Annotated in this window: 20 protein-coding genes and 1 pseudogene; 9 read left to right on the plus strand and 12 right to left on the minus strand. The window is 66.3% G+C overall.

Annotated features, from left to right (window positions below):
• Positions 1 to 11: 11 nt before the first annotated feature.
• Genes P12x_RS02160 through P12x_RS02175 form a run of 4 tightly spaced genes read left to right on the plus strand, consistent with a single transcriptional unit; the run spans position 12 to position 4695 of the window.
• Positions 12 to 1070, plus strand: coding sequence for a glycosyltransferase family 2 protein (locus P12x_RS02160; RefSeq protein ID WP_435009184.1), 1059 nt, complete (start codon positions 12 to 14; stop codon positions 1068 to 1070).
• Positions 1058 to 2635, plus strand: a complete 1578-nt coding sequence (locus tag P12x_RS02165; protein WP_435009185.1) for an acyltransferase family protein — start codon at positions 1058 to 1060, stop codon at positions 2633 to 2635. The genes P12x_RS02160 and P12x_RS02165 overlap by 13 nt, the downstream gene beginning before the upstream one ends.
• Positions 2636 to 2638: 3 nt before the next feature.
• Positions 2639 to 3370, plus strand: a complete 732-nt coding sequence (locus P12x_RS02170; RefSeq protein WP_435009186.1) for a response regulator transcription factor — start codon at positions 2639 to 2641, stop codon at positions 3368 to 3370.
• Positions 3367 to 4695 (plus strand): sensor histidine kinase, encoded by a 1329-nt coding sequence (locus P12x_RS02175; protein WP_435009187.1) that lies wholly within the window; start codon positions 3367 to 3369, stop codon positions 4693 to 4695. The genes P12x_RS02170 and P12x_RS02175 overlap by 4 nt, the downstream gene beginning before the upstream one ends.
• On the opposite strand, the gene P12x_RS02180 is transcribed toward P12x_RS02175, so the two are convergent.
• Positions 4672 to 5223 carry a phosphonate degradation HD-domain oxygenase gene (locus P12x_RS02180; RefSeq protein ID WP_435009188.1) on the minus strand — a complete coding sequence of 184 codons (552 nt, stop codon included), beginning with the start codon at positions 5221 to 5223 and terminating at the stop codon, positions 4672 to 4674. The genes P12x_RS02175 and P12x_RS02180 overlap by 24 nt on opposite strands.
• A 380-nt stretch (positions 5224 to 5603) precedes the next feature.
• Between P12x_RS02180 and P12x_RS02185 the strand changes: the two are divergent.
• Both P12x_RS02185 and P12x_RS02190 read left to right on the plus strand, forming a co-directional pair.
• Positions 5604 to 6026: pseudogene (locus P12x_RS02185) on the plus strand (class I SAM-dependent methyltransferase); the annotation flags it as partial.
• 98 nt (positions 6027 to 6124) lie between these two features.
• Positions 6125 to 6967: a PEP-CTERM sorting domain-containing protein gene (locus P12x_RS02190; RefSeq protein ID WP_435009189.1), complete on the plus strand. Its 843-nt coding sequence runs from the start codon at positions 6125 to 6127 to the stop codon at positions 6965 to 6967.
• Between the two features lie 255 nt (positions 6968 to 7222).
• On the opposite strand, the gene P12x_RS02195 is transcribed toward P12x_RS02190, so the two are convergent.
• The gene (locus P12x_RS02195; protein ID WP_435009190.1) at positions 7223 to 8236 is read right to left on the minus strand and encodes a DUF1559 domain-containing protein; all 1014 of its coding nucleotides are present in this window, start codon (positions 8234 to 8236) and stop codon (positions 7223 to 7225) included.
• 111 nt (positions 8237 to 8347) lie between these two features.
• Complete coding sequence (locus tag P12x_RS02200; protein WP_435009191.1) at positions 8348 to 8809, minus strand: hypothetical protein; 462 nt, start codon at positions 8807 to 8809, stop codon at positions 8348 to 8350.
• Between the two features lie 627 nt (positions 8810 to 9436).
• Here P12x_RS02200 and P12x_RS02205 point away from each other — a divergent pair.
• On the plus strand, positions 9437 to 10273 hold the full coding sequence (locus P12x_RS02205) for a leucine-rich repeat domain-containing protein (RefSeq protein WP_435009192.1): 837 nt from the start codon (positions 9437 to 9439) through the stop codon (positions 10271 to 10273).
• Between the two features lie 169 nt (positions 10274 to 10442).
• Here the strand turns inward: P12x_RS02205 and P12x_RS02210 are convergent, their stop codons facing one another.
• Positions 10443 to 11447 carry a DUF1559 domain-containing protein gene (locus P12x_RS02210; RefSeq protein WP_435011752.1) on the minus strand — a complete coding sequence of 335 codons (1005 nt, stop codon included), beginning with the start codon at positions 11445 to 11447 and terminating at the stop codon, positions 10443 to 10445.
• 120 nt (positions 11448 to 11567) lie between these two features.
• A complete protein-coding gene (locus tag P12x_RS02215) occupies positions 11568 to 12017 on the minus strand; it encodes a hypothetical protein (RefSeq protein ID WP_435009193.1) in 450 nt (149 codons plus the stop codon).
• 740 nt (positions 12018 to 12757) lie between these two features.
• Here P12x_RS02215 and P12x_RS02220 point away from each other — a divergent pair.
• The gene (locus P12x_RS02220) at positions 12758 to 13822 is read left to right on the plus strand and encodes a hypothetical protein (RefSeq protein ID WP_435009194.1); all 1065 of its coding nucleotides are present in this window, start codon (positions 12758 to 12760) and stop codon (positions 13820 to 13822) included.
• 128 nt (positions 13823 to 13950) lie between these two features.
• On the opposite strand, the gene P12x_RS02225 is transcribed toward P12x_RS02220, so the two are convergent.
• Entirely contained in the window at positions 13951 to 14967 is a 1017-nt protein-coding gene (locus tag P12x_RS02225) for a class I SAM-dependent methyltransferase (RefSeq protein WP_435009195.1), read from the minus strand.
• Positions 14968 to 15021: 54 nt separating this feature from the next.
• Positions 15022 to 17301 (minus strand): DUF4159 domain-containing protein, encoded by a 2280-nt coding sequence (locus P12x_RS02230; RefSeq protein ID WP_435009196.1) that lies wholly within the window; start codon positions 17299 to 17301, stop codon positions 15022 to 15024.
• A gap of 234 nt (positions 17302 to 17535) precedes the next feature.
• Between P12x_RS02230 and P12x_RS02235 the strand changes: the two genes are divergently transcribed.
• Positions 17536 to 19332, plus strand: a complete 1797-nt coding sequence (locus P12x_RS02235; RefSeq protein WP_435009197.1) for an ArnT family glycosyltransferase — start codon at positions 17536 to 17538, stop codon at positions 19330 to 19332.
• A 15-nt stretch (positions 19333 to 19347) separates the two neighbouring features.
• On the opposite strand, the gene P12x_RS02240 is transcribed toward P12x_RS02235, so the two are convergent.
• The 5 genes from P12x_RS02240 to P12x_RS02260 all read right to left on the minus strand — a co-directional run bounded on the left by P12x_RS02240 (position 19348) and on the right by P12x_RS02260 (position 26538).
• Positions 19348 to 21900: a YfhO family protein gene (locus P12x_RS02240; protein WP_435009198.1), complete on the minus strand. Its 2553-nt coding sequence runs from the start codon at positions 21898 to 21900 to the stop codon at positions 19348 to 19350.
• Positions 21897 to 23648 (minus strand): ArnT family glycosyltransferase, encoded by a 1752-nt coding sequence (locus P12x_RS02245; protein ID WP_435009199.1) that lies wholly within the window; start codon positions 23646 to 23648, stop codon positions 21897 to 21899. The genes P12x_RS02240 and P12x_RS02245 overlap by 4 nt, the downstream gene beginning before the upstream one ends.
• A gap of 15 nt (positions 23649 to 23663) precedes the next feature.
• Entirely contained in the window at positions 23664 to 24008 is a 345-nt protein-coding gene (locus P12x_RS02250) for a hypothetical protein (protein WP_435009200.1), read from the minus strand.
• 60 nt (positions 24009 to 24068) lie between these two features.
• Positions 24069 to 24626: a hypothetical protein gene (locus P12x_RS02255; protein ID WP_435009201.1), complete on the minus strand. Its 558-nt coding sequence runs from the start codon at positions 24624 to 24626 to the stop codon at positions 24069 to 24071.
• A gap of 115 nt (positions 24627 to 24741) precedes the next feature.
• Positions 24742 to 26538, minus strand: a complete 1797-nt coding sequence (locus P12x_RS02260; protein WP_435009202.1) for a TIGR03960 family B12-binding radical SAM protein — start codon at positions 26536 to 26538, stop codon at positions 24742 to 24744.
• Between the last annotated feature and the right edge of the window lie 121 nt (positions 26539 to 26659).

Below are 26659 nucleotides of genomic sequence, written 5' to 3' on the forward strand. Positions count from 1 at the left end.
GGGTCGGGCCGATGCTGCTTTCCCTGGTGATTCCGGTCTTCGATGAGGAAGAGGCGCTGCCGTCGCTCCTGGAGGCACTCTGCCCGGTCCTCGACGCGATGGACTGCGACCACGAGATCGTCTTCGTCGACGACGGGAGCCGCGACGGTTCTCGCCGGCTCCTGGCCGGTGTGGCGGCGGCCGACCCGAGGGTCAAGGTCCTGGGTTTCAGCCGGAACTTCGGCCATCAGGCCGCCATCACCGCCGGGCTCGACTTCGCCGGCGGCGACGCGGTGGTCGTCATGGATGCCGACCTCCAGGACCCGCCCGGGTTGATCCCCGAGATGTTCGGCCTCTTCGAGAGGGGCTTCGATGTCGTCTCGGCCCAGCGGGTCGGCCGCGAGGGGGAAGGCCCCTTCAAGAGGGGGACCGCCGCGCTCTTCTACGGCCTGATGCGTCGGGCGGTCGACGAACGACTCCGGCCCCAGGTGGGGGACTTCCGCCTGTTCAGCCGGGCCGCGGTCGAGGCGCTCCGGGGGTTCCGCGAGGAGCATCGGTTCGTCCGAGGGCTGGTGGCCTGGCTCGGCCTGAAAGAGGCCATCCTCCCCTTCCATCGGCCGGGTCGGGTGGCCGGGACCACCAAGTATCCCGCCTGGAAGATGGCCCGGTTTGCCTGGACTGCGATCTCGTCGTTCTCGGCCTTGCCGCTCAAATTCAGCCTGGTTTTCGGCCTGATGTTGACGGCTCTCGGATTGGGGTACTCATCTTTCGTTCTTTATGAGACCCTCGTGCTCCGGACGACGGTCCGGGGTTGGAGCTCCCTGGTCTGCCTCCAACTCCTGTTCTCCGGGGCGACCCTGACCGCGGTCGGCCTGGTTGGCGATTATGTGGCTCGGATCTACGAGGAGATCAAAGGCCGCCCGCTCTATGTTGTGACCGACGCGCTGAATCTCCCGCCCCGGATAAATCCACCGCCGCGATCGGTCTTGATTCCCCCCCGGAACCTCTCGCCCGGAACCGCTCGGCCCGACGCCCTGGCGTCGACGCTGACCGCCGGCACGTCGAGGAGTACCGAATCATGGACGAATTGAAGGCCGGGTCGAAGCCGCGATTCGACGCACTGGACGGCGTCCGCGCCGCGGCGATCCTGGTAGGTGTGTATTATCACGCACTCATGTTTGCCTCGATGGGTCGGGGCCGGATGCCGATCCCGGGCGCGCCCGGCGGGGCGTCGCAACTCTTCCAGGATTACCTGCACAGTTTCCGGATGCCCCTGTTTTTCCTGATCTCGGGCTTCTTCGGCCGGATGATGCTGGGCAAGTACGGGACGCGGGGCTACCTGTCTCGCCGATGGTCGAGGATCGGCCTGCCGCTGCTGGTGGGCCTCTTCGTGATCGTCCCGATCTATCAGGCGACGAGGTCCGGCCCCGGCGGCCCGGGGATGGGCCCGCCGCCGGGCCAGATGGGCGAGGAAGGACCCGGAGGTCCGAGGGGAGGCCCGCCGCCAGGCCTGGCGCGAGGTGGCCCCGGAGGCCCGCCGGGGAGATCCGGCGAGATGCCGTCCCCACCGCCAGGGTTCGTCCCGCCGCCGCTGGCGAGGTTCGACGTCGACCACGACGGCTCGCTCGGCGAGGAGGAATGGAAGGAAGCCCGCGCCTCGTTCGCGAAGGGGGGCATGCCGGGGCCGGGCGGGCCTCCGGGGGGTCGGATGGGCTTCGGGCCGGGCGGCCTGGGTCTGAGCGACCGGATCTTCGGCCCGGCCTCCTGGCTCTTCCGGCTCGAATTCCTCTGGTTCCTCTGGTATCTCCTGATCTTCGCGACGATCGCCCCCTGGCTGGTGAAGATCCCCGGCCTGGTCTTCCCCGGGACCTCGCGCGAGCGCGCGCAAGGTGATCGGGAGAGTCGAGGTTGGCCCTGGCTGGCCCTGGTCCCGCTGACATTGGGCGTGATCGGCGGGTTCGCCCAGATGCTCACGTCCGGTCCCTTCGGGTGGGCGCTGCCGCTGGCCTCGGGGATCTTCCGGGGCGTCCCCGACTTCATCCTCCACATCGAGCCGGACATGCCGTTCTACCTGACCTACTTCCTGGCGGGTTGGTGGCTCCATCGCGGGCGCGACGCCTTGCCGGAGATCGGTCGCGCCTGGCTGCCGTATCTGCTGGTCGGGCTCGCGGCGCACGCCGGGTCGATGGCCTTGCAATCGGCGCACGCCGGCCCGGGATCGGGCTCGGCCTCCTGGGCGATCCGCCTGGGGGGCACCCTGCTCTATGGGGTAGGCACGGCCGGCACGGCCTTCGGATTTCTCGGGCTCTTCCAGCGTCACCTGAATCGTCCAACCCGGGTTGGACGCTACCTGGCCGATACGGCACTCTGGGTCTACATGGTCCATCTGCTGCTGCTCCGGCCATTCCTGGAGATCGTCACGCCGATGGGCCTCCCCTGGTGGCTCGAAGGGGCCCTGGTGGCATCGATGGATACCGCCGCGGCCCTCCTGATCTTCGAGGCGATCATCCGTCCCACGCCTCTGTTTCGGATCTTCGGGTCCGGCACCTTCGCGGGGTCCAGGGCAGAGCGGTCGGTGGCCTCGATCGCCGAGGGTGGATATTCTGACCGAAGATCTCGGGTCGTCCCTGTCGATGGAAATCTACCGCTTCGGTGACCGATGCCGGACCCCTCGCCGAATCCCGTCGACCTGGCCGCCAGCCCTTCGTCGTCGATCCTCCTGATCGACGACGATACCGAGCTGGGCCAGGCGATGCGCGAATACTTCGCCCGTCGTCAGATCCGCCTGGAAGCGGTGGATGACCCCCGTCGAGGTCTGGCCCGGGCCCTGGCGGGCGGGCATGATCTGATACTCCTGGATGTGATGATGCCGGGCCTGGACGGGTTCGAGGTCCTCCGACTGCTCCGCCGACAGAGTTCGGTGCCGGTGATCTTCCTGACGGCCCGGACCGCGCAGGTCGACCGGGTGACGGGGCTGGACGCCGGGGCCGACGACTACCTGCCCAAGCCGTTCGGCCCCGAGGAACTCCTGGCCCGGATCCGCGCGGTCCTCCGGAGGTCGGGCCGAGGGCCGGGGGCCGTCGACCTGATCGAGGTCGGAGGGGTCACGGTGGCCCCGTCGTCGCGCGATGCCCGGGTCGATGGCGTCTCGCTCTCGCTCACCTCGATCGAGTTCGACATCCTGGAGATGCTGGCCCGGTCCGCCGGCCGGATCGTGACCCGCGACGAACTGACCGCGGCGCTCTATCGCCGACGCGCCACCCCGTTCGATCGGGCTATCGATATGCATGTGAGCAACCTCCGGAAGAAGCTCGGCGATCGGGGCGACCTGATCCGGACGGTCCGGGGCGTCGGCTACCTGTTCCGGGTCGATCCCGGCGGCACGCCATGAGGTCGATCCGGGCCAAGATCCTGCTCTGGTCGCTGGGGACCTTCGGGCTCTCGCTGATCGCCTTCGGGATGATCTCGAAATACCTGGCCAGGGAGGCCCCCGGGCCCGACAGCTTCTTCTTCAAGACCCTGGCGATGATCGACGAGGAGGTCTGCCGGGCCTATGAGGAAGGGGGGCGAGGGCGTCTGGCCGAGTTCATCAACCGGCTGGACGCCTACTACGGCGACGAGTACCACATGCTCGACGCCCGCGGACGCGACCTGGTCGACGGCCGGGATTGGTCTTCCTTGATCGCCCAATCGGGCCGCAGGCCAGGCCCCCCTCATCCCGTGGGCGGAGGGGTGCTGGTGAGCGCCCACCAGCTCCGAGGTGGTCGCTATCACCTGGTCGTGATGATCCGGCCGAGGTTCGATCCCAAGGGCATCCTCCCCTATTACGGCGCGGTGGTCCTGGTCATCGTCCTCCTGGGATACGCCCTGGCGGTCCACCTGGCGACGCCGCTCCGGAAGCTCCGAGGGGTGGTCGACCGCTTCGGCCAGGGCGAGCTCTCGGCGCGATCCGGTTCGAACCGTCGGGACGAGATCGGCGAACTCGCCCGCTCCTTCGACCGGATGGCCGGCCAGATCGAGAGCCTCCGCGCCTTCGAACGAAGGCTCTTGCAGGACGTCTCGCACGAACTCCGGTCGCCGCTGGCCCGGCTCGGCTTCAACCTGGAGCTGGCCCGGATGGACGAGGGGCGCGACGCGGCCTTCGAGCGGATCGGCCGAGACCTGGCCCGGCTCTCCTCGCTCGTCAACGAGCTATTACAACTCACCTGCGCAGAGGCCGAAGGGGACGCCTCGGCCCGTCGGTTCGAGCCGGTCCGGCTCGATGAGCTGCTCGGGTCCCTGGCCGAGGATTGCGGGGCGGAGGCACTCGCGAAAGGATGCCGGATCGATGATCGGAACGAAGGCCCAGTCTCCCTCGAAGGCGACGGCGAGTTACTCCGTCGGGCCATCGAGAACCTGATCCGGAACGCGATCCGCCACGCGCCCGAGGGCTCGGTCATCGACGTCGACCTCCGGACCTTCGCCGGTTTGGCCTCGATCACCGTTAGGGATCAGGGCCCCGGGGTCCCCGAGTCGGCGCTGGAGTCGATCTTCGACCCGTTCTTCCGCGTCGACGAGGCCCGGAGCCGATCCGACGGTGGGGCCGGCCTGGGCCTCTCGATCGCCCAGCGATCCGTCGAGATCCACGGCGGGCGGATCTTCGCCCGGAACGCCCGGCCCGGCCTGCTGGTGACGATCGAGTTGCCGATCAAATCAGTCCTGGACACGCAGGGCTGATTCGATCCGGGCCCGGTAATGCTCGATCGGGGGGACGTCCAGCCCGACGACCTTGGCCGCGTCGTCCCAGCCCCGGAGCCGGACGGCCGACCGATGGTGGGGGTCGGCCTCGAACCGGGCGACCTCGTCGGGCCCCATCGGCCCGCCTTGCAGTTTCAGGCTGAGCTTCGAGGCGGGAGAAAGCCCCTCGGCGTAGCCCGGATCGACGGCGCAGAGGTATCGCTTGGCCGCGACGTGCATCTCGATCGGCCGGATGACCTCGGGGCCGAAGTGGGGCGCCAGCCAGGCCGATCCGGCTTGCTCGTGGCGGGCGTCGACCCCTTTCTGGGCGATGTCCTCGGGAAGATCGTCGATCATGTGGCCGAGGTCGTGCAGGAGCGCCGCGACCACCAGCGAATCGGGCGACCCCTCGCGCTCGGCCAGGTGGGCGGCCTGGAGGGCGTGCTCCAGTTGAGAGACGGCCTCGCCGTAATACGCCTCGTCGCCCCGCGAGCCGAACGTCTCGATGATGGTGTCAACAACGCTCATCAGGCCCTGCCCTCGTCGACGATCCCGATCCTGGCCGACCCCGGGAGGTCCGGGCGACGGGTGCCCAGGATACCAGAGATCCCTTCGAAATTGAAATTTGAAGTAAATTAACCGTTGCTTTATTGCTGAATCTGGACCGAGGAAACGTCGCTTCCTCGATCTATCCCATCTCCCGCAGGAGGAAGTAGTCTGTAATGTCATGTTGTAGTTATCATGAATAAAACAAATATTGTAAATGCAAAAAATGATTTTTGTCGCCAGTTGCTGTGCATCCATATCCCGAACCGCTTCGACTTCGAGGGCATCTATGATTATGTTGTCGACGTGGCGGCCAATGGGGATCGATTCGTAGAGTTTAGGAGTTTTTTTTCGGCTGCTCGGCATGCTGCATGGGCGCTGCAATCCGCCCTTCCGGCAGGGCCATTCGCTTTGACTGCGTGGACGTTTGGGATGGTGAGGCTGGCAGGCGGAGGAAAGAAATCTGTCCGAGAAACCTCTGCTTGAGCGGTGTTGCGGAATTCGTCCACACGATCCACATGCGGACCAGTGAGGCCAAGGACCAATTCGAGGAGCGGTCGCTAGCCTTCGTGTTCGTAGACGGAGCCCACTCCTACCAGGCGGTGATGGAGGATTTGCCCAATTACTATCCTAAGTTCCGGCCTGAGGTCATCCTGACGGGTCATGATTTCAGGCTAGAGGGCGTTAAACAAGCGGTGACTGAATTCTTACACCGCTCGCAGGTGACCCTCGTGCCGGGGACCAATACGTGGGAATCCTGGTTGGTGGTCAAATCACCCGGATAAGCAGAATAATAAATTGGGCTTGACATCGTCGGAGGCCAGGGAGGTAATGCCTCATAGGGCTAGGCAAATTTACCTGCACCTCCCTGGGAGTCTTCAAGATGAAAGCACTCGGATCATTTTCCTTCTTCCTGATTTTTGGAACGTTGGTGTCCGGCGTGCAAGCCGAATTCCTCTACCAGGGAAGCTACTATATTCAGGGCGGGTCTTATCGTTCCGAGTCGAAATCGGATACGAAGCCCGTCACGATCGATGGTAGCCTGTTCGAATCGAATGGACAAATCACCCTCGATACTGTCCTATCTGGAAAGGCTGGCCCTTATGGCTTGGGTCTGAAACTCGACTTTCATGGGAACGACGGAGGTCTCTTCGGGGGCATTCACAAGGGAGGAATACTCGTCCAATCGTTCGACGCAGTACGATTAGTTGCCCGCACGCCAACAGTCATCGTGCTACCGAATACGCAACTGTTCTTTAATGGAACTCTGACCGGCTATGAGGATAGTGATTCACGCTCATCCTTCAATCAACTTAACATGACCGTTGCAGTAATCAATAATTTCACAACATTAAATTTGCTGGGTCTAAAGGGGCCTCTTGGGGCCGTGGTCACAGGGAACGCCACCCTCGACAGCCAATTGCGAACGAGTTTTTCCATATCTGCGGGCCTCTCATTCGGACTTCAAAATTTTGAGCATGTCGTCGATGCAAGCCATACATTTGAATTGACCTCGATCACATTTGCGGATGGGACAACTCCAGAACAACTTGGCTATGATTTGGTCTTTGATTCCGGGCGAATCTCGCCAAACCTGAGATCAGTCCCTGAGCCATCCTCATTCATACTCCTCTCCCTTGGCTCTCTGGGATTGTATTTGGCAAAGGCAAAACGAACGACCAAAAGGCGTCTAGCTGCCCCTGAGACGAGAAGCAAAACTCATTGAAGCGGTGTCGTACCCCGTCTTTCCAAGCCAACAGTAATCCCAGGAGGCTTCGTGGGCATGCTCCTCCCGCTCTGACTCATTGGCATCCTCATTCCAGTTTGGATTGTGGTAGTATTTCCCCGACTCTAGGAGAATCGGGCAGGCGGGGTACTCGGTATAAATCTCCAGGTAGGAACCCCCCTTCGAACGAGAAGGGGAGGCGGCTCGCGTGAGCCCCCTCCCCCGGGTGGATCGACGAGTCGGATCTCGGCCGGCTCAGTAGGAATCGGCGCTGATGACCTCGCCCCCGTTGGAGCTGGACAGGCCGCGCCAGACGAAGATGTTGACCGTGTTCTTGATGAACCGGACGCTCCCGTCGCACATCGCCACGTTGACACCGCCGGGGTGGCGGCTCCGGGCGGCGTAATACTTGTCGTTGGGGCTCAGCGTCAGGCAGATCAGGGGGGGGTTGAACTTGATGCTGTTGTTGCACCAGTCGTGGACGTCGGGGCTGCTGCTGTTGGGCCCGATGTTGGTGGTGAAGCCGGCGGCGTCGCCCCACTGGGTGAAGCCCCGGAGGTCGGAATTGGACTGCGACATGATCAGCTCGGAGGCCGCCATCGTGTTCGAGGTCCCGTCGGTGATGGACGCCATGCCGACCACGTTCCGGGTCGTCCGGCCGGGCGCATACTGGGGGCCGATGTCGATGTTCGGCGAGCCCATATCATAGAACGGGGCCCCCTGGAACGGGATCTGGACCGGGGTGACGCCGGCGGGGTAGTCCATCTGGCCGATGTTGGTCGTGCCCAGGTTCAGCACGTAGTTCCGGAACTTGCACTGGTACAGGACGCCATTCATCGTGGCCGTCACCGGGTTGTTGCCGTTGGTCCCCAGGTCGCTCGGGCAGAGGTACGTCGAGATCGTCGTGTTGGCGACGGTCCGATTCGCGACCCCGAAGTAGCGGAAATCGCCGTCGGGACCCCCCGCATTGTTGCCCGACGAGTTCCAGGCGTTGTAGATATTCCCCTGCTCGATGAACGGCAGGAGGAACGTGTTCCAGGTCCCCCAGCAGCAGCCCTTCCGGGCCGGGGGGAACACGAGGGTGACGTCGTGGTAGTTCTGGATCCCCAGCCCGATCTGCTTCAGATTATTGATGCACTGGGATCGGCGGGCGGCCTCGCGCGCCGCCTGCACGGCCGGCAACAGGAGGGCGATCAGGACCGCGATGATGGCGATGACGACCAGCAGCTCGATCAGCGTGAACCCTCGATTGCGAGAGGGATTCGACATGATTCGGACCTTTCTGGGATGAGGGATTTTTTCAAGTCAATGGAAGTCCTGCCCGCGATTCGGGCCAACCCCGGACGGGGAAGGCCCCGAGGCTGAAACGCCAGTCGAGGATCAGCCTCCTTTCGAAACCAGGGGGAAGTCGATGGGCTCGGCCTGGTCCGCCTTGACCGTCGCGGTCAGCGTGGTCTTGACGTTGTACTGCTTGGGGACCTCCTCCTTGGCCTTGGGCGGATGGGCCTCGCCGGGGGTCTTCCCCTGGGGGAGGTCGAAGGCGCCCCGCTTGGCCGAGGAGATCACGACCTTGTAGCTGCCGGGGACCGGGCCGTCGGCCTTGGAGAAGGAATAACTCCCCATCTCGATGAAGGTCGACGTCTCGGTCGTCGCCTCGGCCGAGGTCGGCAACAGCCGGATCGTGCCGGTCTCCAGGGGCTTCCCGTCCAGGGTGACCGTCCCGGAGACGGCCTGCCGGTTCAATCCGTCGTCCTCGCCGCAGCCGGACAGGCCCAGGAGGATCAGCGAGCCGGCGGAGATCGCCCGAGCCCATCGGATCAAATTGATGTGCGAGATTCGCATTGTTGAAGGCCTTTCGAAGTGCCGATCATGCGTGGAAATCCCCGAGTGGCTCGGCTTGGGAGGAAAACGATCACCCCGCATCGAGAAGGGGAGGCTCCCACGATTGGACCGGCGTATGCGGATTATCTAATGATGACACGCAAGCCAGATGCTCGGGCGTCGAAACACCGGGAGAGATCGGACTGGGGCGCGGAACGACCAGCGTGGCTGAATCGAGTTGTGGAGCGTTCGTTGCCCGTGGCAACGCGGGAAACGTCGCCGCCGGGAGGATGCGTGGAGCAAGAAATATGGTGAGCTTAGACTAACCTAGGGGCGAATTTAAGTCTCCCTGGTATCTCTGTCAATAATAAAATAGGCTCGCTTGGGAATAATGTGCGGGTCCTTCCAAGAGCATGGATCATACCCGGGGGAGATTTGATGAAAATTAGTGAAATAAAATGCGCGTAATAAATGATTATAAATGATGTTTAGATTTGATCTTAACAGAATTTGTCATGGCCCGCCGGGCGGTCCCGTTGGCTCCCGGATGCGGGCCTCGACCTCGTCGAGTAGGATGGACCCGGCCCCGGGGCCGAATCGCGCCGGAGGTGCCGAGGTCCGGTTATCCTGAAATACGGGAGATTTTGAATGTATCGATCCGGTGCCGTTGCCCTCCTGGCCGTGGGATTGCTGGGATGCGGCGACGCGGGCAGGAAGCAAGCCGACGAGGCGATCGCGAAGATTGGCGGCCAGGTCGAGTTCGATGATCCGGACTCGGGCGTGGCCCGGCGGATGATCTTCGACGCCAAGTCCTCGGTCGGTGGTGCCGACCTCGAGGTCCTGGCGGGGTTCCCCGAACTCCGCGAACTCTCGATGGCGGGGAGTCCGCTCGATGACGAGGGGGCCACCCGGCTGGCGAGCTTGACCCGGCTGGAACGCCTCGACCTGGCCGACACCAAGGTGACCGACTCGGCCCTGGAGAGCCTGAAGGGGCTCAAGAGGCTCCAATCCCTCAACCTGAAGGGCACCGGCGTGACCGACGCGGGGATCCCCCAACTCTCGGGGTTCGAGGCCCTCGAAGAGCTCGACCTGTCCGGGACCAAGGTCACCGACGCGGGATTGGCGACCCTGGCCGGCCTCCCCCAGCTCAAGACGTTCCGACTCGACGGGGCCCCGATCAAGGGGCCGGGCCTGGAGGCGCTGAAGGGCCTGCCGGCGCTCCGGACCCTCTCGATCGCATCGACGCCGATCGATGACGCGAGCCTCAAGCATCTGGCGGTCGTCGACCAGATCCAGAGCCTCTACGTGGGCGACACGCCCATCACCGACGCCGGGCTCGCCAGCCTGAAGGGCATGAAAAACCTCAAATTCCTGAGCCTGACCAGCACGTTCGTGACCGACGAGGGCGTCGGCGACCTGCTCAAGGCGACCCCGGGCGTGATCATCCCGATCCGGGCGATCCGCGAGGGAAGCCCCCCGGAGTGAGCCAGAAGGGCCGGGGGCGGCTCGCGACGTCGCGGGCCACGCTCCCGGGAACTCCAAACGAGCGGGGGAGGTGGCCCGCCGTCCGGATCGCCCGACCTTGAGGTCGAGCGTCGGGACGGGCGGGCCACCTCCCCCTGGATGCGTCAGTCGAACGGGACCGATTCGCCGATCAATAGGCGTCGGCGCTGATGACCTCGCCACCCCTGGTGCTGGAGAGCGCCATGTAGGTGATCGGGTTGACCGAGTTCTTGAGGAACTTGACGCTGCCGTCGCAGAAGGCCGTGTTCACGCCGCCCGGGTGCTTGCTCCGCGCGGCGGTGTAGACCAGGCTGTTGGTCCCCTGGATGCACGGAGGATTGGTGGCGATGGCCGGGTAGTTGCAATAGCCGGACGACTGCATCCAGTCGGGCTTGGTCGAGTTGGGGGTGAGGAACCCGGTGAACGAGGCTCCGTAGGCCCAGTGGGAGAAGCCTCGAAGGTCGTTGCTGGGGCCGGACTGGCCGATCAGGACCTCGGAGACCATCATCGTGTTGCTGGTCCCGTCGGTGATCCCGGCGAAGTCGATGTTCTTGTTGACCGCGCCCTGGCCGGATCCGGTGGAGATGTCGGAGACGGGAGAGCCCACGTCGCCGAACGGCCCGCCCAGGAACGGGTAGGTGATGCTGGCCACGGTCAGGGGGCCTTGCTGGTGGGTCGTGTTGCCGAAGTTGGCGACGTAGTTCTGCGACCGGATCGGCTTGCCGACCACGATGAGCGAGGTCTGCGAGGTGTTGGGATCGGACGGGCAGAGATAGGCGCTGACCACGGAAGTGGTCACCGTGCTGTTGCTGACGCCCGCATACCGCAAGGGGCCGTCGACGTAGCCGGCCCCGCCCGAGTTATTCCCGTAGGAATTCCACGCGTTGAACAGGGCCACCTGCTCGACGTAGGGCAGCACGGGGATCAGCCAGGTCCCCCAGCAGCAACCCTTGGTCCCCTGCGGGAGGCAGTTGTAAGTCGACTGGTAGTTGTGCATCGCCAACCCGATCTGCTTCAGGTTGTTGGTGCACTGGGCGCGTCGGGCGGCCTCTCGGGCGGCCTGGACGGCGGGCAGGAGCAAGGCGATCAGGACCGCGATGATGGCGATGACGACCAGCAGCTCGATCAGCGTGAAGCCACGTTTGGGACGATTCACTGACATCAGCTCTTTTCCTCGTAGGTCGAATGGGAAGACGTCAACGGTGGGGGCGAAGGTGGATCGGTCAACCGAAGCCGCGCCCCCGCGGATCGGATGGGGAGATGGCAGGAGCCGGGCTTACTTGGAGTCCAGCTCGAAATCTTTCGAGCTCGAGTCGCCGGCCTTCACCTCGACCTTGAGGGTCGATTTGGTGTTGTATTTCGCCGGAATCGGGTCCTTCTTGGCCTTCCTCGGCGGCATCCCGGGTGCTTCCGCGGCGGAAGGCGCGTCGTCGCCCCCGGAGATGATCGAGACGAGATAATTGCCGGGAGTCAGGCCATTGGCGGCCCCCAGCGAATAGGAGCCGTTGGAGATCGGGGCGCCCCCCGCGACCGGGTTCGCGTTCCCCGGACCGACGGGATCGAAGGTGATCGAGCCGCTCGCCAACGGCTTCCCATCCAGGGTCACCGAACCCGAGACGGATTGACGCGGGAGGTCGTCCGTGGGAGCGTCGCATCCCGAAAGGCTGAAGAACAAGGGGGTTGCGAGGAATGCGAGGAGCAGGGTCGTGCCGTGACGACGGATCATCGAATTATCCTGGTGTGTGCACCCGCAACGTGGAGGGGATGGCTGCGGGGTGTTCTTGGGGGACCAAAATTCAGGGTCGAGGGGGCGACCCTTCCGACGAGAAGGAATGACGAATGGGAGGGCATTAAAGACATTGTCGAGTTTAATCTGTCGGGCGACCTAAAATCAATGAAGAACTGGCGAAAACGAACCAAATAATTGTAGTCCTAGCTGTTTCGGTGTCCTTTTACGACGGCTGATGAGTCGATCCCGGCCTCGGGATCCCACCCGCGATCTTCTTATCGGCCGAGGGCGTGGGCCTCGATAAATCTCATGGCGGAAACTCTTTTCGGCATGCGTCCGCCCCGATCAGGGCGGTATCCCAGCTCAGGCCTTGTCGTGAAACAATGAATGTGGTCGGCGTATGTCGTAATTAGTCATGGATTATTAAGATTCGTGGATTGCAGTTTTGCGTTAAGCATCAGAATTGTAGCGTTATGAAGTTGCGTTGTAATCAAGCTAATCTTGTCATCGAGTGATGTGTGAATTATCGAGGTGGGTTTGCCTCCCGGGGATCGCGCGATCGGAGGGTCGGGGCCGGGCGTCAAGGAGGGCGACAGGGCCGATCTCTCGGGGTGGAGCGTCGTCGGAGCCGGCCGCTCGGCACTTCTTGCCGAGGAGTGTGCTAGGCGGGTGGCCTGCCGGGCGAAAGTGTCGGGCGGAATTCCCGCGAAATCCGCAGCCCGAGCCGAGGTCTTCCCATGCCCGTCAGCGAAGCTCGATTGATCGCCAACCGCGCCAATGCCCGCCACTCGACCGGCCCGAGGACTCCCGAAGGCAAGGCCCGATCCCGCGCCAATGGCCTCAAGCATGGACTGACCGGCGAGGGAGTGGTCTTGCCCGCCGAGGACCTGGGAGAGGTCGAGGCCCTGGCCGTCGAGCTGGAGGCCGAGCTGAAGCCCTCGGGGCCGATGGGGCGGATCCTGGTCCGCCGGATCGCCGTGCTCTCGGTCCGGATGGATCGCTCGGTCCGCCAGGAGTCGGCCGCGATCGCCCGGAAGGTCCGCCACGCCGAGGCCGACTTCGACGACCGGGCCACCGCCGAGGTCGACCATCTCTACGACTGGATCACCGCCGAGCCCGCCGCCAACGCCCGGAGGCTCCGACGCTCGCCCGAGGGGGTCGACCGGATGCTCCGGGAGTGGGCCGCCCTCCGCGCCGACCTGACCCATCCGACCCGCGACCTCTGGAGCTTCACGCATCTCGACAAGGCGGAGAACATGACCGGCCGACGGATGGAGGACCTGCCGGCCTCGCGGATGAAGGCCCTCTCCAAGGCGATCTGGGGCGACTTCTCGTACCTGGAGGATCACGAAGTGGCGGGGCTGGACGAGCGGGAGCGCCGGGCCTGGGCCGCGGCCCGGCTGGTCGAGTTGATCGATATCGAGATGGAGAAATTGCGAGCCCATCGGGAGACGCTCGACCCCGACGCGTTCGCCCTCGACCGGGCCGAGGCGGCCGATCGAGCCCTGTTCGACCCCTCCCACGAGGCCACGCTGGCCCGGAAATACGAGGCCGCCGTCGAACGCGGGCTCTACCGGGCCCTCCGCGAGCTACGCGAGGTCGAGGCGAACTCGGAGGCGGAAACCCTTCCCGCCCCGGAAGCCGAGGCGGAGGGCTTGGGTTCGTCTTTGCCCGATCGGAAGGATGATCCCGAGGGGGTCGAGCCGGGCCTTCGGGAGACTCCTCGGAGGTCGCCCGGCCCGCCTTTCAAGTCGGGAGAGGGGGTCGTCCGGGGCGAGAAGACGCCCCCGGGGCCGGATTGACCCCAGGTCGGCCCGAGCCTCGACGAGAAAGATTGGTTCAACTCCGCCCGAAACCCCCGGTCGCGACCCCGTCACGTCGGTCGATTCCGGTGCTCTTTGATAATGCGATCCGCCATCGGGAGTTCATGTCAGCGATCGTCCATCGGCGCCGATGCGGATTCGCCTTCCTTGACGCAGACGACGTGGAAGAGCGGCCCCACCGCCTTCGCGGCGACCTGTCCGGTCCGACTGGCCACCGTCCGGTTGTAGACGCGGGCCAGCCCTTTCTTGATCGGCCCGAACGCGACGAGGTCGGCCTCGGGCAGCCCGGGCGCAATCAGGTCGCCCCGCTTGAACGGGCTACGCCGGATCAGACGTTTCCATTCGCCGAATCCGAGCGTCCGGATCGCCCGAAAGTCTTCGTTGTTGACGCTTCGGACGTATCGGGCCATCCAGGCCCTGGGCAGGAAGCCGACGCCCCAGACCTGGACGTGCGGCTCGGGTGCCAGGCTGAATCGGTTGGGCGAGGCCAGGAACAGTCGCCCCCCGGGGCGGAGGACCCGGTGGGCCTCGGCCAGGGTCGCGGCCTGGTCGTCGACGTGCTCGATCACGTCGCCGGCGACCACCCCGGCGAAGCTCTCGTCCGCGAACGGCAGGCGTTCGGCACACCCGCAAGCGAGCTTGATATGGGCAAATCCTTCCTCGTCGAGCCGCTTCCGGGCCACCATCAGCCATCGGAGCGCGATGTCGACCCCGGCGACCTCTCGGCCCGACCCGCCCACGGCCGACAGGAACGATCCGCTCCCGCATCCCAGGTCGAGCAGGGGCCCCGCGTCCTCCGGGAGCCCGAGCGAGTCGAGCCAGGCCCGGACCCGGTCGGGGGCCGTCCGGATGTGCTCGATCTGCCTCCGCCGGAGGTGCGCCGGGATCTCGGGCGAGAGGTCGAAATAGCGATCGAGGAGCCCCCGGAAGTCGAGCCGGTCGAAGTCGGCGTCGAGCCCTCGGGCGTAGTCCCAGTCCTCCCGGTTCGAGAGGAAGGCGTCCTCGGAGGTCCGGAGGTCGATGATCCCCCGGAGCCCTGGATAGGTGGCCTCGCACCCGGGGCAGGACCATCGTTCCGGCCCGCCTTCCGGGATCGAGCCGCATCGCGGGCAGATGATCGTCATCGGGCGGGCCTCCTTGCCCCGGGGAAGTCGGCCGATCGCGGGCCGTGCGTCGGATCAGGGGAGCGTGGCGTAGAGGACGATGTTGGTGGCAATCCTCAGGGCGCTCTCGTGAGTATATCCTTTGCAGTCGATCCCGGCCTGCTTCTGGAGGGCGCAGCCGAGGTCATACTTGGAGTAGATGATCGCCCATCGGCCGTCGACCTTCACGCCTTCCAGCTCGGGGTAGTCGGACTGGCCCCCGGCGGCCGCGGTCCTCCTGGCATCGGCGAGGTCGTAGCCGATCTTCCGGGAGTAGAAGTCGTCGTCCTTGGGGATCGGGACCAGGGGGTTGCCGGGCATCAGCTCGGCGACGAACCTCCGGAAGGAGGCGTCGAAGCTGGCGCTGCCGCAGGCGGCGTCGGCGAAGAGGGTGCCGCCCCCCGGTGTCAGGTGGCGTCGGAGGGCCTCGCGATCCTCCTCGGAGAAGGAGACGGCGGCCCGGCCGTGGAGGTAGATCAGGGGGAAATGGACCAGGCTGGGGTCGCGGGGGAAGAGTTCCTTGTGGTTGATGACCACGTCGAACTTGAGCTTGTCGCGCAGGGTGGTGGTGAGGTTGGGGATCGCCAGGGGGGCGATGTTCCAGTCGCCGGCATGGCGAAGCTTGGCGATCTGGAGGGCCCCGCGCCTGGGCCGTTCTTCCTTGAAGTCGGCGATGTCGCGGGTGGCCAGCTTGTCGGCGGGCATCTCGCGCCCGGTCGCGTAGTCGATCACGTTCTGGCCGAGCGCGGTGGCCGCCCTGACCCGGGGATGGCCCGGCGACTTGTCGAGCTGGTTCCAGTAGCAGGAGAGGTCGTCGGGCGAGAAGATCACGACGGTCCGGCAGCCGTGCTCGATCCCCCAGAGCGGATGAGATCGAGACATTTCGACGAGATTATACTTGGATCGCCAGACGGCGTGGTCCTCGGCCAGGGGGTGGAGGTCGAGTTCGGGCTCGGGGAAGACCCGCTTCATCAGGGCCTCGAAGCCGGCCCGGAATTGCTCCTTGCCGCAGCAGGCCTCGGCGAAGATCAGGCCGCCCTGCTCGACGAAGTCGCGGAGCCGTTCCTCGCCGGCCTTGGAGAAGACCGGGGCGTCGTGGCCGTTGAAGTAGGCGATGGGGGCCTGGAGCATGTCCTCGACGCTGGCGACGTCGGGGTTGACCACCTGCCAGGTCAGCAGGTGCTTCCAGTCGCGAGAGACCACCCCGACGAGGTTGGTGATGTCGTCGTGGTCGTTGTTCCAGTCGGCATTCGGGCCGTGTCGGAGCTTGTTGACCAGGACCGGGGCCCGCCCCTTGGCCAGGAACAGGAGCGAGAAGCTGGTGGTGATGACCGGGTCGTTCTCGGGCCCCTGGCCTCGCCAGAAGCCCTGGAGGCGGTCCTGGTTCCGGACGAGGTACGCGGCCCCTTCGCGGTACCAGTCGTTGTTCCCGAAGAACCGACGCCCGCTCAGGCGGCCGACACGCTCGAGCCCATAAAGATAATAGTAATGCCAGGTCTGTCCCGAGTTGATGTTCTGGGTCACGTCGAAGTGGTTCGACATCCAGTCGATCCCGCGCTGGAGGCTGGGGCTGACGGCCTCATCGCCGCAGTGCTCGATCCGGTCGCCGACCAGGGTCTCGCGCCCCTGGACTTGCTTCAGGCCGGTGATGACCAGGCTGGCGATCCCGGCGCAGGTCATGCTGCCGGTCGAGCCCTGGCCCTGGTGGTAGCCCCAGCTCCCGTCATGATTCTGGGTCGCCTCCCAGTAGCGGCGGGCCCGGAGCCAGACCTCGGGCTTGACGAAGATCCCGGCCTCATTGGCGGCATTGAGCCCGAGCAGGGCGTACTGGCTGTTCGAGTTGTCGCCGCCGGCACCCCGCCCGAATCCCGTGCTGTAAGTCCAGGATCCGTTGGTGGTTTGGGCCTGCTCCAGCCACCCGGTCTGCCGCTCGATCTCGTCCCGGTATTTCGCGGGATCGGCGGCGGCGTAGGTCATCGCCAACAGGGCTCGGGTGTAGGTCTCATGGGTCGGGGTCACGGTGGCCTGGCCCAGCGCGTCGAGGGCCCGACTCATCGGCTCGGAATTGGCCGGGACTCCGGCGGTCAGCAGGGCGAGCGTGACCAGGGCCGACTCGCCGGGCTCGGTCCCCCAGGTCCCGTTGGGACGCTGGATCTTCAGCAGGAAGGCCACCCCGCCCTGGATCGACCGCTCGACCTGCTCGCGGGTCACCTCGGCCGGGGCCGCCGAGAGCGGCGGCGCGAGGGCCGTCGCGAGCCAGCAGGAGGCCCAGGCCGCGATCGTCCATACCCGTCGCCCGAGTCGGTTAAGGATCACGCCTGGCCTCCCTCGATGGACCTTCCGCCTCGCGGCCGGAGTCGAGCGGCGTCGGCCGGTCGTCCTCGGATACCTCTCCCATCACCCTATCCGACATCGCCCCGAGATGCCAGTGACGACGACTGTCCGACATCCCGCCGAAGACCGGGGTTGACCCCTCGGGGAGCCTCGGGAAAGATAACGCCCGCGCGGAGGAGCCGCGGGAGCCCGATTGCCGACCCAGGACGGATGACCATGACGACCGCCCCCCCGGCCCGGCGCGACCCGGTCCTCTGGCTGATCCTGGCCGCCTCGATCGGGCTCTCGACCCACCGGATCGGCCATGTTGGGCTCCATTACTCCGACGAGTCCTACCACGCGATCGTCGCCCGGAACCTGCTGAAGCACCCGCTCAAGCCCACCCTGATCGACGTCCCGTACCTCGCCTACGACCCGACCCACTGGGGCGAGAACCACGTCTGGCTCCACAAGCCGATCGTGCCGCTCTGGACGATCGCCGGTTCCTTCGCGGTCCTGGGCGTGAACAACATCGCGCTCCGGCTCCCCTCGGCCTTGCTGGCGACCGGGGCCGTGGCCCTGACCTACCTGATCGGCCGGAGGCTCTTCGGCCGCCCGACCGCGCTGATCGCCGCCGGTCTCCAGGCGATCAACCCGGCCATCACCATGCTGGTCCAGGGCTTCCTGTTCAGTGATCATGTCGACATTTCCTTGTTGTTCTGGGTCGAGGTCGGCGTCTATTTCCTGGCCCGGGCGATCGACTCGGGCTCGTGGGCCGATGTCCTGGCCGTGGGAGTCGCGCAGGGGATGGCTTATCTTTCCAAGAGCTACCTCGGGGCGATCCTGATCGGCCTGGCGGCGACGGCCTGGTTGCTCCCGAAGGTCGGGATGGCCTCGAAGGACGCCTCGCGGCTGACGTTCCGCCACCTCCTGGGCCTGATGGGGGCCACGCTCGTGACGGTTGCCCCGTGGACGATCCATTGCGCCCGGAACTTCCCGGCCGAATTCGCCCACGAGCATGGTTATGTCTTCACCCACCTCGGGGCTGGGGTCGAGGGCTGGGGGGCCCCGTGGGATCGACTCGTTTTCGACTACCTGATCGGGCTCTACCACGGGTTCTATCCCCCGCTGATCGTGGCTGGGGTCGTCCTGGTCGGCTCGGCCGTGATCGGTCGGGACGGGCCTTTGCTCTTCCTCTATGCCTGGCTGTTCGGCGTGCTGGCCCCGCACGTGGTCGCCTCGACGAAGACGCCTTCGGCGACCCTGATCGCGATGCCCGCCGGATTCCTGCTGCTGGCCCGCCTGATGGTGGAAGGCTGGCGGGGGCGATCGACTGCCCTGGCGGCCTGGCTCGGATTCGCGACGGTGGGCCTGATCTGGCCCGCCCCGATCGGCCGGTTCGGCAAGGGCTATCCCGATCCGCCCGCGTCCAACGGAGTGATGCTGGGCGCGACCTGGGTCTTCGAGCATCTGGCCCTCGCGGGCTCGGTCGGGTTGGCGGCCTTCCTGGCCTTGTGGTGGGTCAACCTCGGGCTAACGAACTTCGATGCGATCCGGCCCCCCCTCAGCCCGGCCCTCTTCTGGGGAAAGGCGGGCCAAACTCGAACAAATATCTCCAAGATTTTGCCCGTCCTCCGATGCCTGGCCGTGGCCTCGACCCTGATCATTGGCGTGAGGGTGACCCTGGCGGCCTGGGCCGTGACCGAGCGGAGCGAGAACCGGCCGTTCGTCTTCGAACTGGCCGAGTTCGCCCGAGACCGGCTCCCGGGAAATGCCGTCCTCCTCTTCGATGGGGTCGATCGCGGCGACCACCAGAACGCGATGTTCCTGCTCGACCGGACCTGCTACCAGCTCCGGGGCCGATCCGCCGACGAGCTTGCCCGGCAGGTCCGACAGGCCGGCGGGGTCCCTTTCGTCGTGACCGCCGGGACGGTCCCCTGGCCCCGTCGGTTCGCCGGGACGGCCGACCCCAGGGGGCTTTATGAGTGGCAGGGAGCCGAGGTCGCCGCCGGCCCCGCCGATCGGCCGCGATGAAGTTCAGGCCCCGAATCAACGTCCCAAATACTTGCTCATCGGCTTGATCGCGTCGATGCCCGCCGACCAGGTGAACCGGTGGAGCGAGCCTTCCCATCGGGGGTGGAGCATCGGTCCGCCGGGGCCGAGCTTCACGGCCGAGGCGAGCGTGAAGGCGAGCAAGAGCCCCCCGAACCAGATGGGCCAGGTCCGGGGCCAGCTCACCGGGGCGTGTGCCGGGTCGGGCTCGGCGACGGGGCGCGGCCAGGCCAGGCAGGCCAGGACCCCGATCAGGCCGATCGCGGTCAGCACCAGTCCGGTCCTCAAGCCGGCCGGCTCATAAGTGAAGATGACCCGATGCGATCCCTTCGGGACGAACACCGCGCGGAAGCCGGCGAAGGCGGGCCGGATCGGGGCCGCCTGGCCGTCGAGGGTGGCCGACCAGCCGGTGTCATAAGTGTCGGCCAGGACGAGGTAGGCGGGGGTCCGGGCTTCGACGTCGACCTCGACCCTTTCGTCCTGATCGACCGCGATCCTGGCCGATCCTTCCACCGCGGCCCCTTCGGGGAGGGGGCGGCCGGGGTCCTCGACGATCACTCGGTCCCGGATCGCGGCCCCCAGGTCGTCGAGGGCCTTCGATGCGGCGGCCTCGTCGGCCACGTAGACGGGTTGTCCCATCAGTCGTGCTCGCGGCTGGGCCCCGTCGAGCCGGTGGATGTAGGCGGAGCCGGCCTTCTGGATGTCCCCGGGGTAGCCCGGGACGGGCCGACCCGTCACGAGATGGGTGACGCCTTCGACCTCGTACCGGGCCAGGACCGGGTTGGCGTGGTCGTGAAATATCAGCATTCTTCGAGGATAAATCGGCGTGTGTCCCATCGCCGAGGACAGGCCCCAGATCGGCGGGAGGCTCCAGGCCAGGGTGTCGCGGACCTCGAAGAAGTCGACCGGCCGGGAGGCGAAACCGGGCTCGGCCGCGGATTTCTCGGCCGCGCCGAAGACTCGGATCGTCGAGGGGTCGGCCTTGATCCGTCGGGCCGACTCGGGGGGGATGGTCCAGTACGATGGGTCGATCGTCGGGACGTCGGCGACGTGCGAGCCGAGGAGGTCGAGCATCACCAGCAGGGGGATCGGGGCGATCAGCCAGGCTCGACGCCGGGCCGCGACCTCCTTCGCCGCCCTCGCGATCAGCCACCAGGCCGCCAGCCCGAGCCCGAGCGTCCGCCCGACTCCGATGGCGACCTCTCGGCCGAGCCATCGGAAATGCTCGAGATGTTCGGGCGTGGTCCAGCGTCGGGAGTCGGTCCATGCGGGGAAGTAGACATAGGTCGCGATGACGATCGATCCGGCCAGCATGGCCAGGACGAACGCGGCCGTCGAGCGGAGCCGGAACCGCCCCGGGCTCGCCAATCGATCGACTCCCACGCTCGCCAGGGCCGCCACCGCGAGCGAGACCCAGAGGTGATAACGCACGGGGATTCGCGAGCTGCCCACGACCGGGACCAGATTCATGTGGTCGAATAAGGCGGTGAAACGGCCGAGCATGAAGACCGCCCCGAGCCCGCCCAGGACGATCCAGGAGGCGACCCATCGATCGCGGCACGCACCTGCCCCGACGAAGGCCAGGGCCATGCCGATCAGGCCGAGGTAGGCGTTCATCTCGTGGTAGGGGTAGTAGCCATCGGGCCAGTCGGTGTCCCGGGCGAGCGTCCCGTAGGCCTCGCGGACGGCCAGCGTCGGCAACAACTCGGGGGCCCACGACCCATAAGTGATCTGCTCCCAGGTCAGGCCCCCCTCGCGCGGGGAGCGGTCGAGGAGGTCCTTCGATGGGACCCACTGGACCGCCGCGACCGCCACCCCGAGCGCCCCCAGCAGGGCCACGAAGCCGATCGCCTTGACCCGGCCCGTCCGGCTCCCCGCCGTGGCGGCCCGGCAGAGGGCGTAGATCCCCAGGGCTCCGCCCGTCAGGATCGTATCCTGCAAGTGGCCGGCGAAGACCTGGCAGGCCAGGGCCAGAGCCCCCAGCGCGATCCCCCGGAGCCGGCCGCCGTCCCAGGCCATCTCCAGCCCCCAGAAGGCGAGCGGGACGCTCATCAGGGCATTGGCCATGCTCGTGTGGATCAGGTGGGCCCACTCGAATCCGCTCAGGCCGAAGAGCGCGGCGCCGGTCAGGGCCCCAATCGGCCCGACGTGGCGACGGAGCCACCCATAAGTGAATAGCCCCGTCAGCCAGACCGAGAGGATCGTGTCGAGGTTGAGCGCCCGCCAGGTCGACATCCAGGGATAGAGGAAATATTTGAGCGGGTGGAGGTAGCCCGCCTGGCTCTCGGCGAAGAGGGGCAGGCCGTTGTTGATCCCGGGATGCCAGGTCGAGAACCGCCCGGCCCTCAGGGATTTCGCCAGGAAGTCGCGATACGGATAATTGATCTCGGTGATGTCGAAATAAAAGAGAGCTTTCCCGAAAAAAAGGGCGTCGCGGAAGAAGAAGGCCAGCGCGGCGGTCCAGGCGGCGATGGCCAGGAGGTCGACCAGGCCCCAGGGGCGGCGCTCGGGGGACCAGGCCGCCTCGACGGGGGGCTTCTCGGTGCTCATGGCGTTGCCCCCTTCGGCCACTGGACGATCACGAGCCCACCCCTTCGTTCGACCTCCCGGCCTCCTTCCGACAAGGCCCGAGCCCGATAGCTCGGGCCGACCGGGCCGGGGCGAACGATTAGAAACTCCGGACGGCCTCCCGGCAAGCTCCGGGCGATCTCGGGGAACCGCTCCGGGTACTCGGGGAAGGGTACGCCCCGGACTCGCCCGCCGGTCAGGAACGACAGGCGGTAGACGTCCCAGTAGTCGCCGAAGATCGAGGTCACCTCCGGGTGGGCCTCCAGCCAGGCCAACGCTTGATCCTCGACGACCTTCCGAACCGGCAGCCCCTTCGAATCGATCCAGCCGAAGCCCGAGTACCAACGAGCCGTGTCGAGGGTCATCAGGACGGCCAGGCCCAGCGTCATCGGACCAGCCAGCCATCGCCCCGTCGATTTCTGGCGGGCGATCCGTGTCATCATCAGCCCGAAGCCGGTCGACCAGGGGACCAGCCACGTGACCAGATATCGGTAATTGTCCGAGTTGGTGATGGTTCGGTTGACCAGGAATCCTGCCAGGGTTGCCGCCATCGAGGCCAGGAGCCCCCAGCGGATCGCGCGGGCGACGGGATCGCTATTGGAGTCCTGAAGATCTGGCTCCCTCCCCACCCGTGGGGGAGGGTTGGGGAGAGGGGGCCGTGGCCTGACCTGTAACTTCGATAGACCGTTGGTGCGTTCCTGATCGCTCGCCCCCGCTCCCCGGCCCTCCCCCACGGGGGGGGAGGGGGTCACATTGACAAAAACCAGCGCGATCATCGATCCCAGGAACATCGAAAGCGATCCCACCGCAACCAGCAGGCCGAACCAGGGAAGGCCCTTGTCCTTCACCGCTCGCGATCCTCCCGGTAGGCTCGCAGGATCGGGCTCGGACTCGAATCCCGGCAATCGATGCCCCGCGACCAGTCGAGGCAGGCAATCCGTCGCCAGGATTCTCGCGTTCCGGAGGATCGACTCGGCTCGGGTGTCGGGCTCCAACTGACCTCGGTAGGCGTCGTGAGGATCGACCCGCTCCCCCACAAGTCGAGGAGTCACCCCCAGGCCCATCGCCAGGCCGAACGCCAGGACGAAAGCGAACCCTCGGACGGAAGCCCCCGACCACCACCAGCCCAGGCTGGCCGCCACGATCACCCCGCTCAGGCTCACGAGGAACATCGAATCGAGGTAGAGACCCAGGCCGCAACAGAGGCCCAGGCCCGCCGATCGCGCCCATCCGCCCCGCTTCAGGGTCTCGGCCAGCAGGGCGAACGCCCCCGCATGCCAGGCCGCCGCCATCAGGTGGCCCCCGGTGATCCGCCCCGAAAGCCAGATCGCCCCCGTCGATCCGAAGACCAGTGGGACCAGCCCCCAGCTTGCCACCGAAGGCCCGAACGCTCGCCGGTTCATCGCGAACGTCGCCAGGACCACCAACCCATAAGCCACCACCCCGCCCGAGACCAGCGTGATCGGGTTGGCCCCCCAGATCAACGCCTGGAGCCAGGACAGCCCGACCGGAATGATCCCGATGAACGGGGTCGCCGGGTAATGCCATCGCCAGTGGCCGTTCACCGCGTCGAGCAATGTGAGGCCGTCGACCGCGAGGTCGCTGTCGAGGTGAGTCCCGGCGTTCATCACCAGCGGGACTCGCGTCAGGACCACCCAGACGACCGCCAGCGCGAGCCAGGCGAGGGCCGATCGGTTCGAGACTCCGGGGGCGGGAGGGGTAGGGGTCATGGTGGGGATGATGGGTCAGTCCTTCGAGGCCGCGATCGCCTGGCCGAGGACCAGCCGGTCGAGGCCCTCGCCGACTCCCCATCGGCCCGGTCCGGTGGACTCGATCTCGATGAACATGCCGTCCGGCCAGCCGGGCGTGGTGATCACGACCGTCAGAGGCTCGCGCCGGGTGACCTCCCACGAGCTTTCGCCGGCCGATCGGCGGAGGGCGAGCATCTTCTCCTCGGGATGATCCAGCAGGGCGGCCCGGCCGGGCACGGCCACGAAGGTGCAGTCGCCCGCTCCTTCGGCCAGGTCCACGCTGCAGAGCATGAACGCGAGGCGCTCGCCGTCGACGTTTTGGAGGATGACGGTCTTCAAAGGCGGCACTCCAGGGCAGGGAGGGGCGAACCGGGCTCGATCGCTCGTGGGGCGGGCCGATCATCCCCGGTTCGGCTGTCCCAGCGTCGGGTCGATGATCGGCTCGGCGACCCGGAGGGACCTCAGGATCTCGTCCCAGATCTTGCCGAGCCTGGGGGCGTCGTCCTCCCAGAAGTCGAAGGTGATCAGGGGCTGGACATTCGAGGCCCGCGAGAGGCAGGTCCTCGACCGCGCGGGGCGTTTCTCGTTGGGGTCGATGAAGCGGACCTCGGCCCAGGCGAGTTCGAGGTCGGTCCGCTCGATCTCCACGACCTCGCCGATCGAGGTGGCGTCCCGGCTATCGTGCTCGACGACCTGCTTGACCAGGTTCGAGAGCTTGAGCCCGCTCCAGTCGCCCGGGGGGAGCCTCATCACCGACATCGCCAGGGTGCAGTCGTCGTCGGGCGGCTGCTTGTCGTGGAACTTGATCGACTCCTCGGTCGGCACGACCACCCAGTCTTCCGGGAAGTCGAACCGGACCGCGCCTCGGTCGGCGACGAAGATCTTCCAGCCGGGCTTGGCGTGCCAGCCGTGCTTCTCGGGGAGTTTGAGGGTCCGCTTGTCCCAATTCGCCATCATTCCGGCCTCCGATGATCGACGTCGCGCCCTGCGACCGGAGTACCCCTCACCTCGACTCGGTCCTCTCCCGGGGAGGAGGGAGGCAGGAATGCCGCCCCCTCCCGCTCGTCCGGGTTCAGACCGCTTCCGCCATCGCCGTGAGCTGGACGATCGACCGTCCCTGCTCCTTGGCCAGGTATTCGCGGCCCTTCTTGACGTGGATGTGGTCCCAGGGAAGGACCTCCTCCACGGGTCGGGTCCGCTGGCTGTAGAAGGGGACGTCGATCCCGAGGTCGTCGAAGACGCCCCACCAGAGCTTGGCGTCGAAGTGCTCGGTCCAGGCGTCGAGCCGGGCCCCTCGCCTCCAGGCTTCTTCGAGGGCGGCGGCCACCCTCCGATCGCCCCGGGTCATGATCCCTTCGAGGAGGCTGGTCTCGATCGAGTGGCACTTGACCGTCACCGACTTGATCTTCACCCGGGACCGGATGTAGCGGTGGGCCCAGTGGAAGTATTCGCGTTCCCTCATCCCGTTCCACTGGTAAGGGGTGTGGGGCTTGGGGACGAAGTTGGAGACGCTCGCGGTCACGTCGGCGTATCGACCGGTGACCTCGCGGCCGATCCGGGCGATGGTCTCGGCCATCTCGACGATCCCGTCGAGGTCCGCCTCGCGCTCGCCGGGGAGGCCGCACATGAAGTAGAGCTTGACCTTCCGCCAGCCCCGGCGGAACGCCTCGGCCGCGCCTTCGTAGAGGTCCTTGTTGTCGATCGGCTTGCGGATCTGCTCGCGCATGTCGTCGCGGGCGACCTCGGGGGCCAGGGTCAGGCCGCCCCGGCGTCCCTCCTGCAAGAGCGCGGGGATCTTCTTGAGGGTCTCGGTGATCCGGAGGCTCGGCAGCGAGATCTTCACGCCCAGGGGGGTGAAGACCTCCGACATCCGGGTGACCAGCTCCTCGAACTTGGGATAGTCGCTGCTGGAGAGGGACAGCAGGCTGATCTCGTCGTAGCCGGTGTTCTTGTAGCTTTCCAGGGCCGCGTTGACGATCGTCTCGACGGTCCGATAGCGGAGCGGGCGCTTGATGACGGTGCTCTGGCAGAACCGGCACTGCCAGGGGCAACCGCGCATGATCTCGATGGCGATCCGGTCGTGGGCCGTCTCGACGAACGGGACGATCGGGGCCGTCGGCAGGGGGATGTCGTCGAGCCCCTGGATCACGCAGGGCTTGATGGCGGCCGGGACGTCGTCGCGGGTCCGGTGGATCTCGGCGATCGTGCCGTCCTCGGCGTAGGCCATCTCGTAGAACCGCGGGACATAGGCCCAGTCGACCGCCCCGGCGATCCGGGCCAGCTTATCGGCGCGGGTCAGGGCCGGGTCGCCTTTCATGGCGGCCCACATGTCGCAGACCACCGGCAGGCTCGGCTCGCCGTCGCCGATCACGAAGAGGTCGATGAACGGGGCCAGCAGCTCGGGGTTCTGCGAGCCCGGCCCCCCGGCGATCACGAGGGTGTCGTCGGCGGAGCGGTCCTCGGCATGGAGCGGGATCCCGCCGAGGTCGAGCATCGTCAGGACGTTCGAATAGCTGATCTCGTACTGGAGCGAGAAGCCCAGGACGTCGAACTTGCCCAGCGGCGTGAAGGTCTCCAGCGAGTAGAGCGGGACCTCGTGCTGTCGGAGCGCGGCCTCGAAGTCGGGCAGGGGGGTGAAGGCCCGCTCGCAGGCCCAGTTCCGGGCGTTCATCAGGCTATAGAGGACCTGAAGCCCGTGGTGGCTCATCCCCAGGGAGTAGGTGTCGGGGAACGCCAGGCAGAGCGTCCCCAGGGTGGTCCGGTGGTCCTTGCGGACCGTGTTCAGCTCGCCCCCGATGTATTGCGCGGGTGTCTGGATATTGGGAAGGATCCGGCCGGTGACGTAATCCTTGAGTGCGGTATTCAACATGATCCAGGGGCTCCGCGGACATCAGATTGGGCGGGTCGTCTCTCCGAGCAGCCAGGCGCCGGGCGGGCGGGATGAATCCCCAGCCTGATTGGTGAGCTGCCGAGGAGTCGGGACGACCAAG

Source organism: Tundrisphaera lichenicola, from assembly GCF_051175385.1.
Lineage (GTDB): Bacteria > Planctomycetota > Planctomycetia > Isosphaerales > Isosphaeraceae > Tundrisphaera > Tundrisphaera lichenicola.

Bases quoted from the DNA above. Each gene is read 5' to 3' on its own strand.
- P12x_RS02160 (WP_435009184.1), top strand. From the start codon at position 12: ATGCTGCTTTCCCTGGTGATTCCGGTCTTCGATGAGGAAGAGGCGCTG.
- P12x_RS02165 (WP_435009185.1), top strand. From the start codon at position 1,058: ATGGACGAATTGAAGGCCGGGTCGAAGCCGCGATTCGACGCACTGGAC.
- P12x_RS02170 (WP_435009186.1), top strand. From the start codon at position 2,639: ATGCCGGACCCCTCGCCGAATCCCGTCGACCTGGCCGCCAGCCCTTCG.
- P12x_RS02175 (WP_435009187.1), top strand. From the start codon at position 3,367: ATGAGGTCGATCCGGGCCAAGATCCTGCTCTGGTCGCTGGGGACCTTC.
- P12x_RS02180 (WP_435009188.1), bottom strand. From the start codon at position 5,223: ATGAGCGTTGTTGACACCATCATCGAGACGTTCGGCTCGCGGGGCGAC.
- P12x_RS02190 (WP_435009189.1), top strand. From the start codon at position 6,125: ATGAAAGCACTCGGATCATTTTCCTTCTTCCTGATTTTTGGAACGTTG.
- P12x_RS02195 (WP_435009190.1), bottom strand. From the start codon at position 8,236: ATGTCGAATCCCTCTCGCAATCGAGGGTTCACGCTGATCGAGCTGCTG.
- P12x_RS02200 (WP_435009191.1), bottom strand. From the start codon at position 8,809: ATGCGAATCTCGCACATCAATTTGATCCGATGGGCTCGGGCGATCTCC.
- P12x_RS02205 (WP_435009192.1), top strand. From the start codon at position 9,437: ATGTATCGATCCGGTGCCGTTGCCCTCCTGGCCGTGGGATTGCTGGGA.
- P12x_RS02215 (WP_435009193.1), bottom strand. From the start codon at position 12,017: ATGATCCGTCGTCACGGCACGACCCTGCTCCTCGCATTCCTCGCAACC.
- P12x_RS02220 (WP_435009194.1), top strand. From the start codon at position 12,758: ATGCCCGTCAGCGAAGCTCGATTGATCGCCAACCGCGCCAATGCCCGC.
- P12x_RS02225 (WP_435009195.1), bottom strand. From the start codon at position 14,967: ATGACGATCATCTGCCCGCGATGCGGCTCGATCCCGGAAGGCGGGCCG.
- P12x_RS02235 (WP_435009197.1), top strand. From the start codon at position 17,536: ATGACGACCGCCCCCCCGGCCCGGCGCGACCCGGTCCTCTGGCTGATC.
- P12x_RS02240 (WP_435009198.1), bottom strand. From the start codon at position 21,900: ATGAGCACCGAGAAGCCCCCCGTCGAGGCGGCCTGGTCCCCCGAGCGC.
- P12x_RS02245 (WP_435009199.1), bottom strand. From the start codon at position 23,648: ATGACCCCTACCCCTCCCGCCCCCGGAGTCTCGAACCGATCGGCCCTC.
- P12x_RS02255 (WP_435009201.1), bottom strand. From the start codon at position 24,626: ATGATGGCGAATTGGGACAAGCGGACCCTCAAACTCCCCGAGAAGCAC.
- P12x_RS02260 (WP_435009202.1), bottom strand. From the start codon at position 26,538: ATGTTGAATACCGCACTCAAGGATTACGTCACCGGCCGGATCCTTCCC.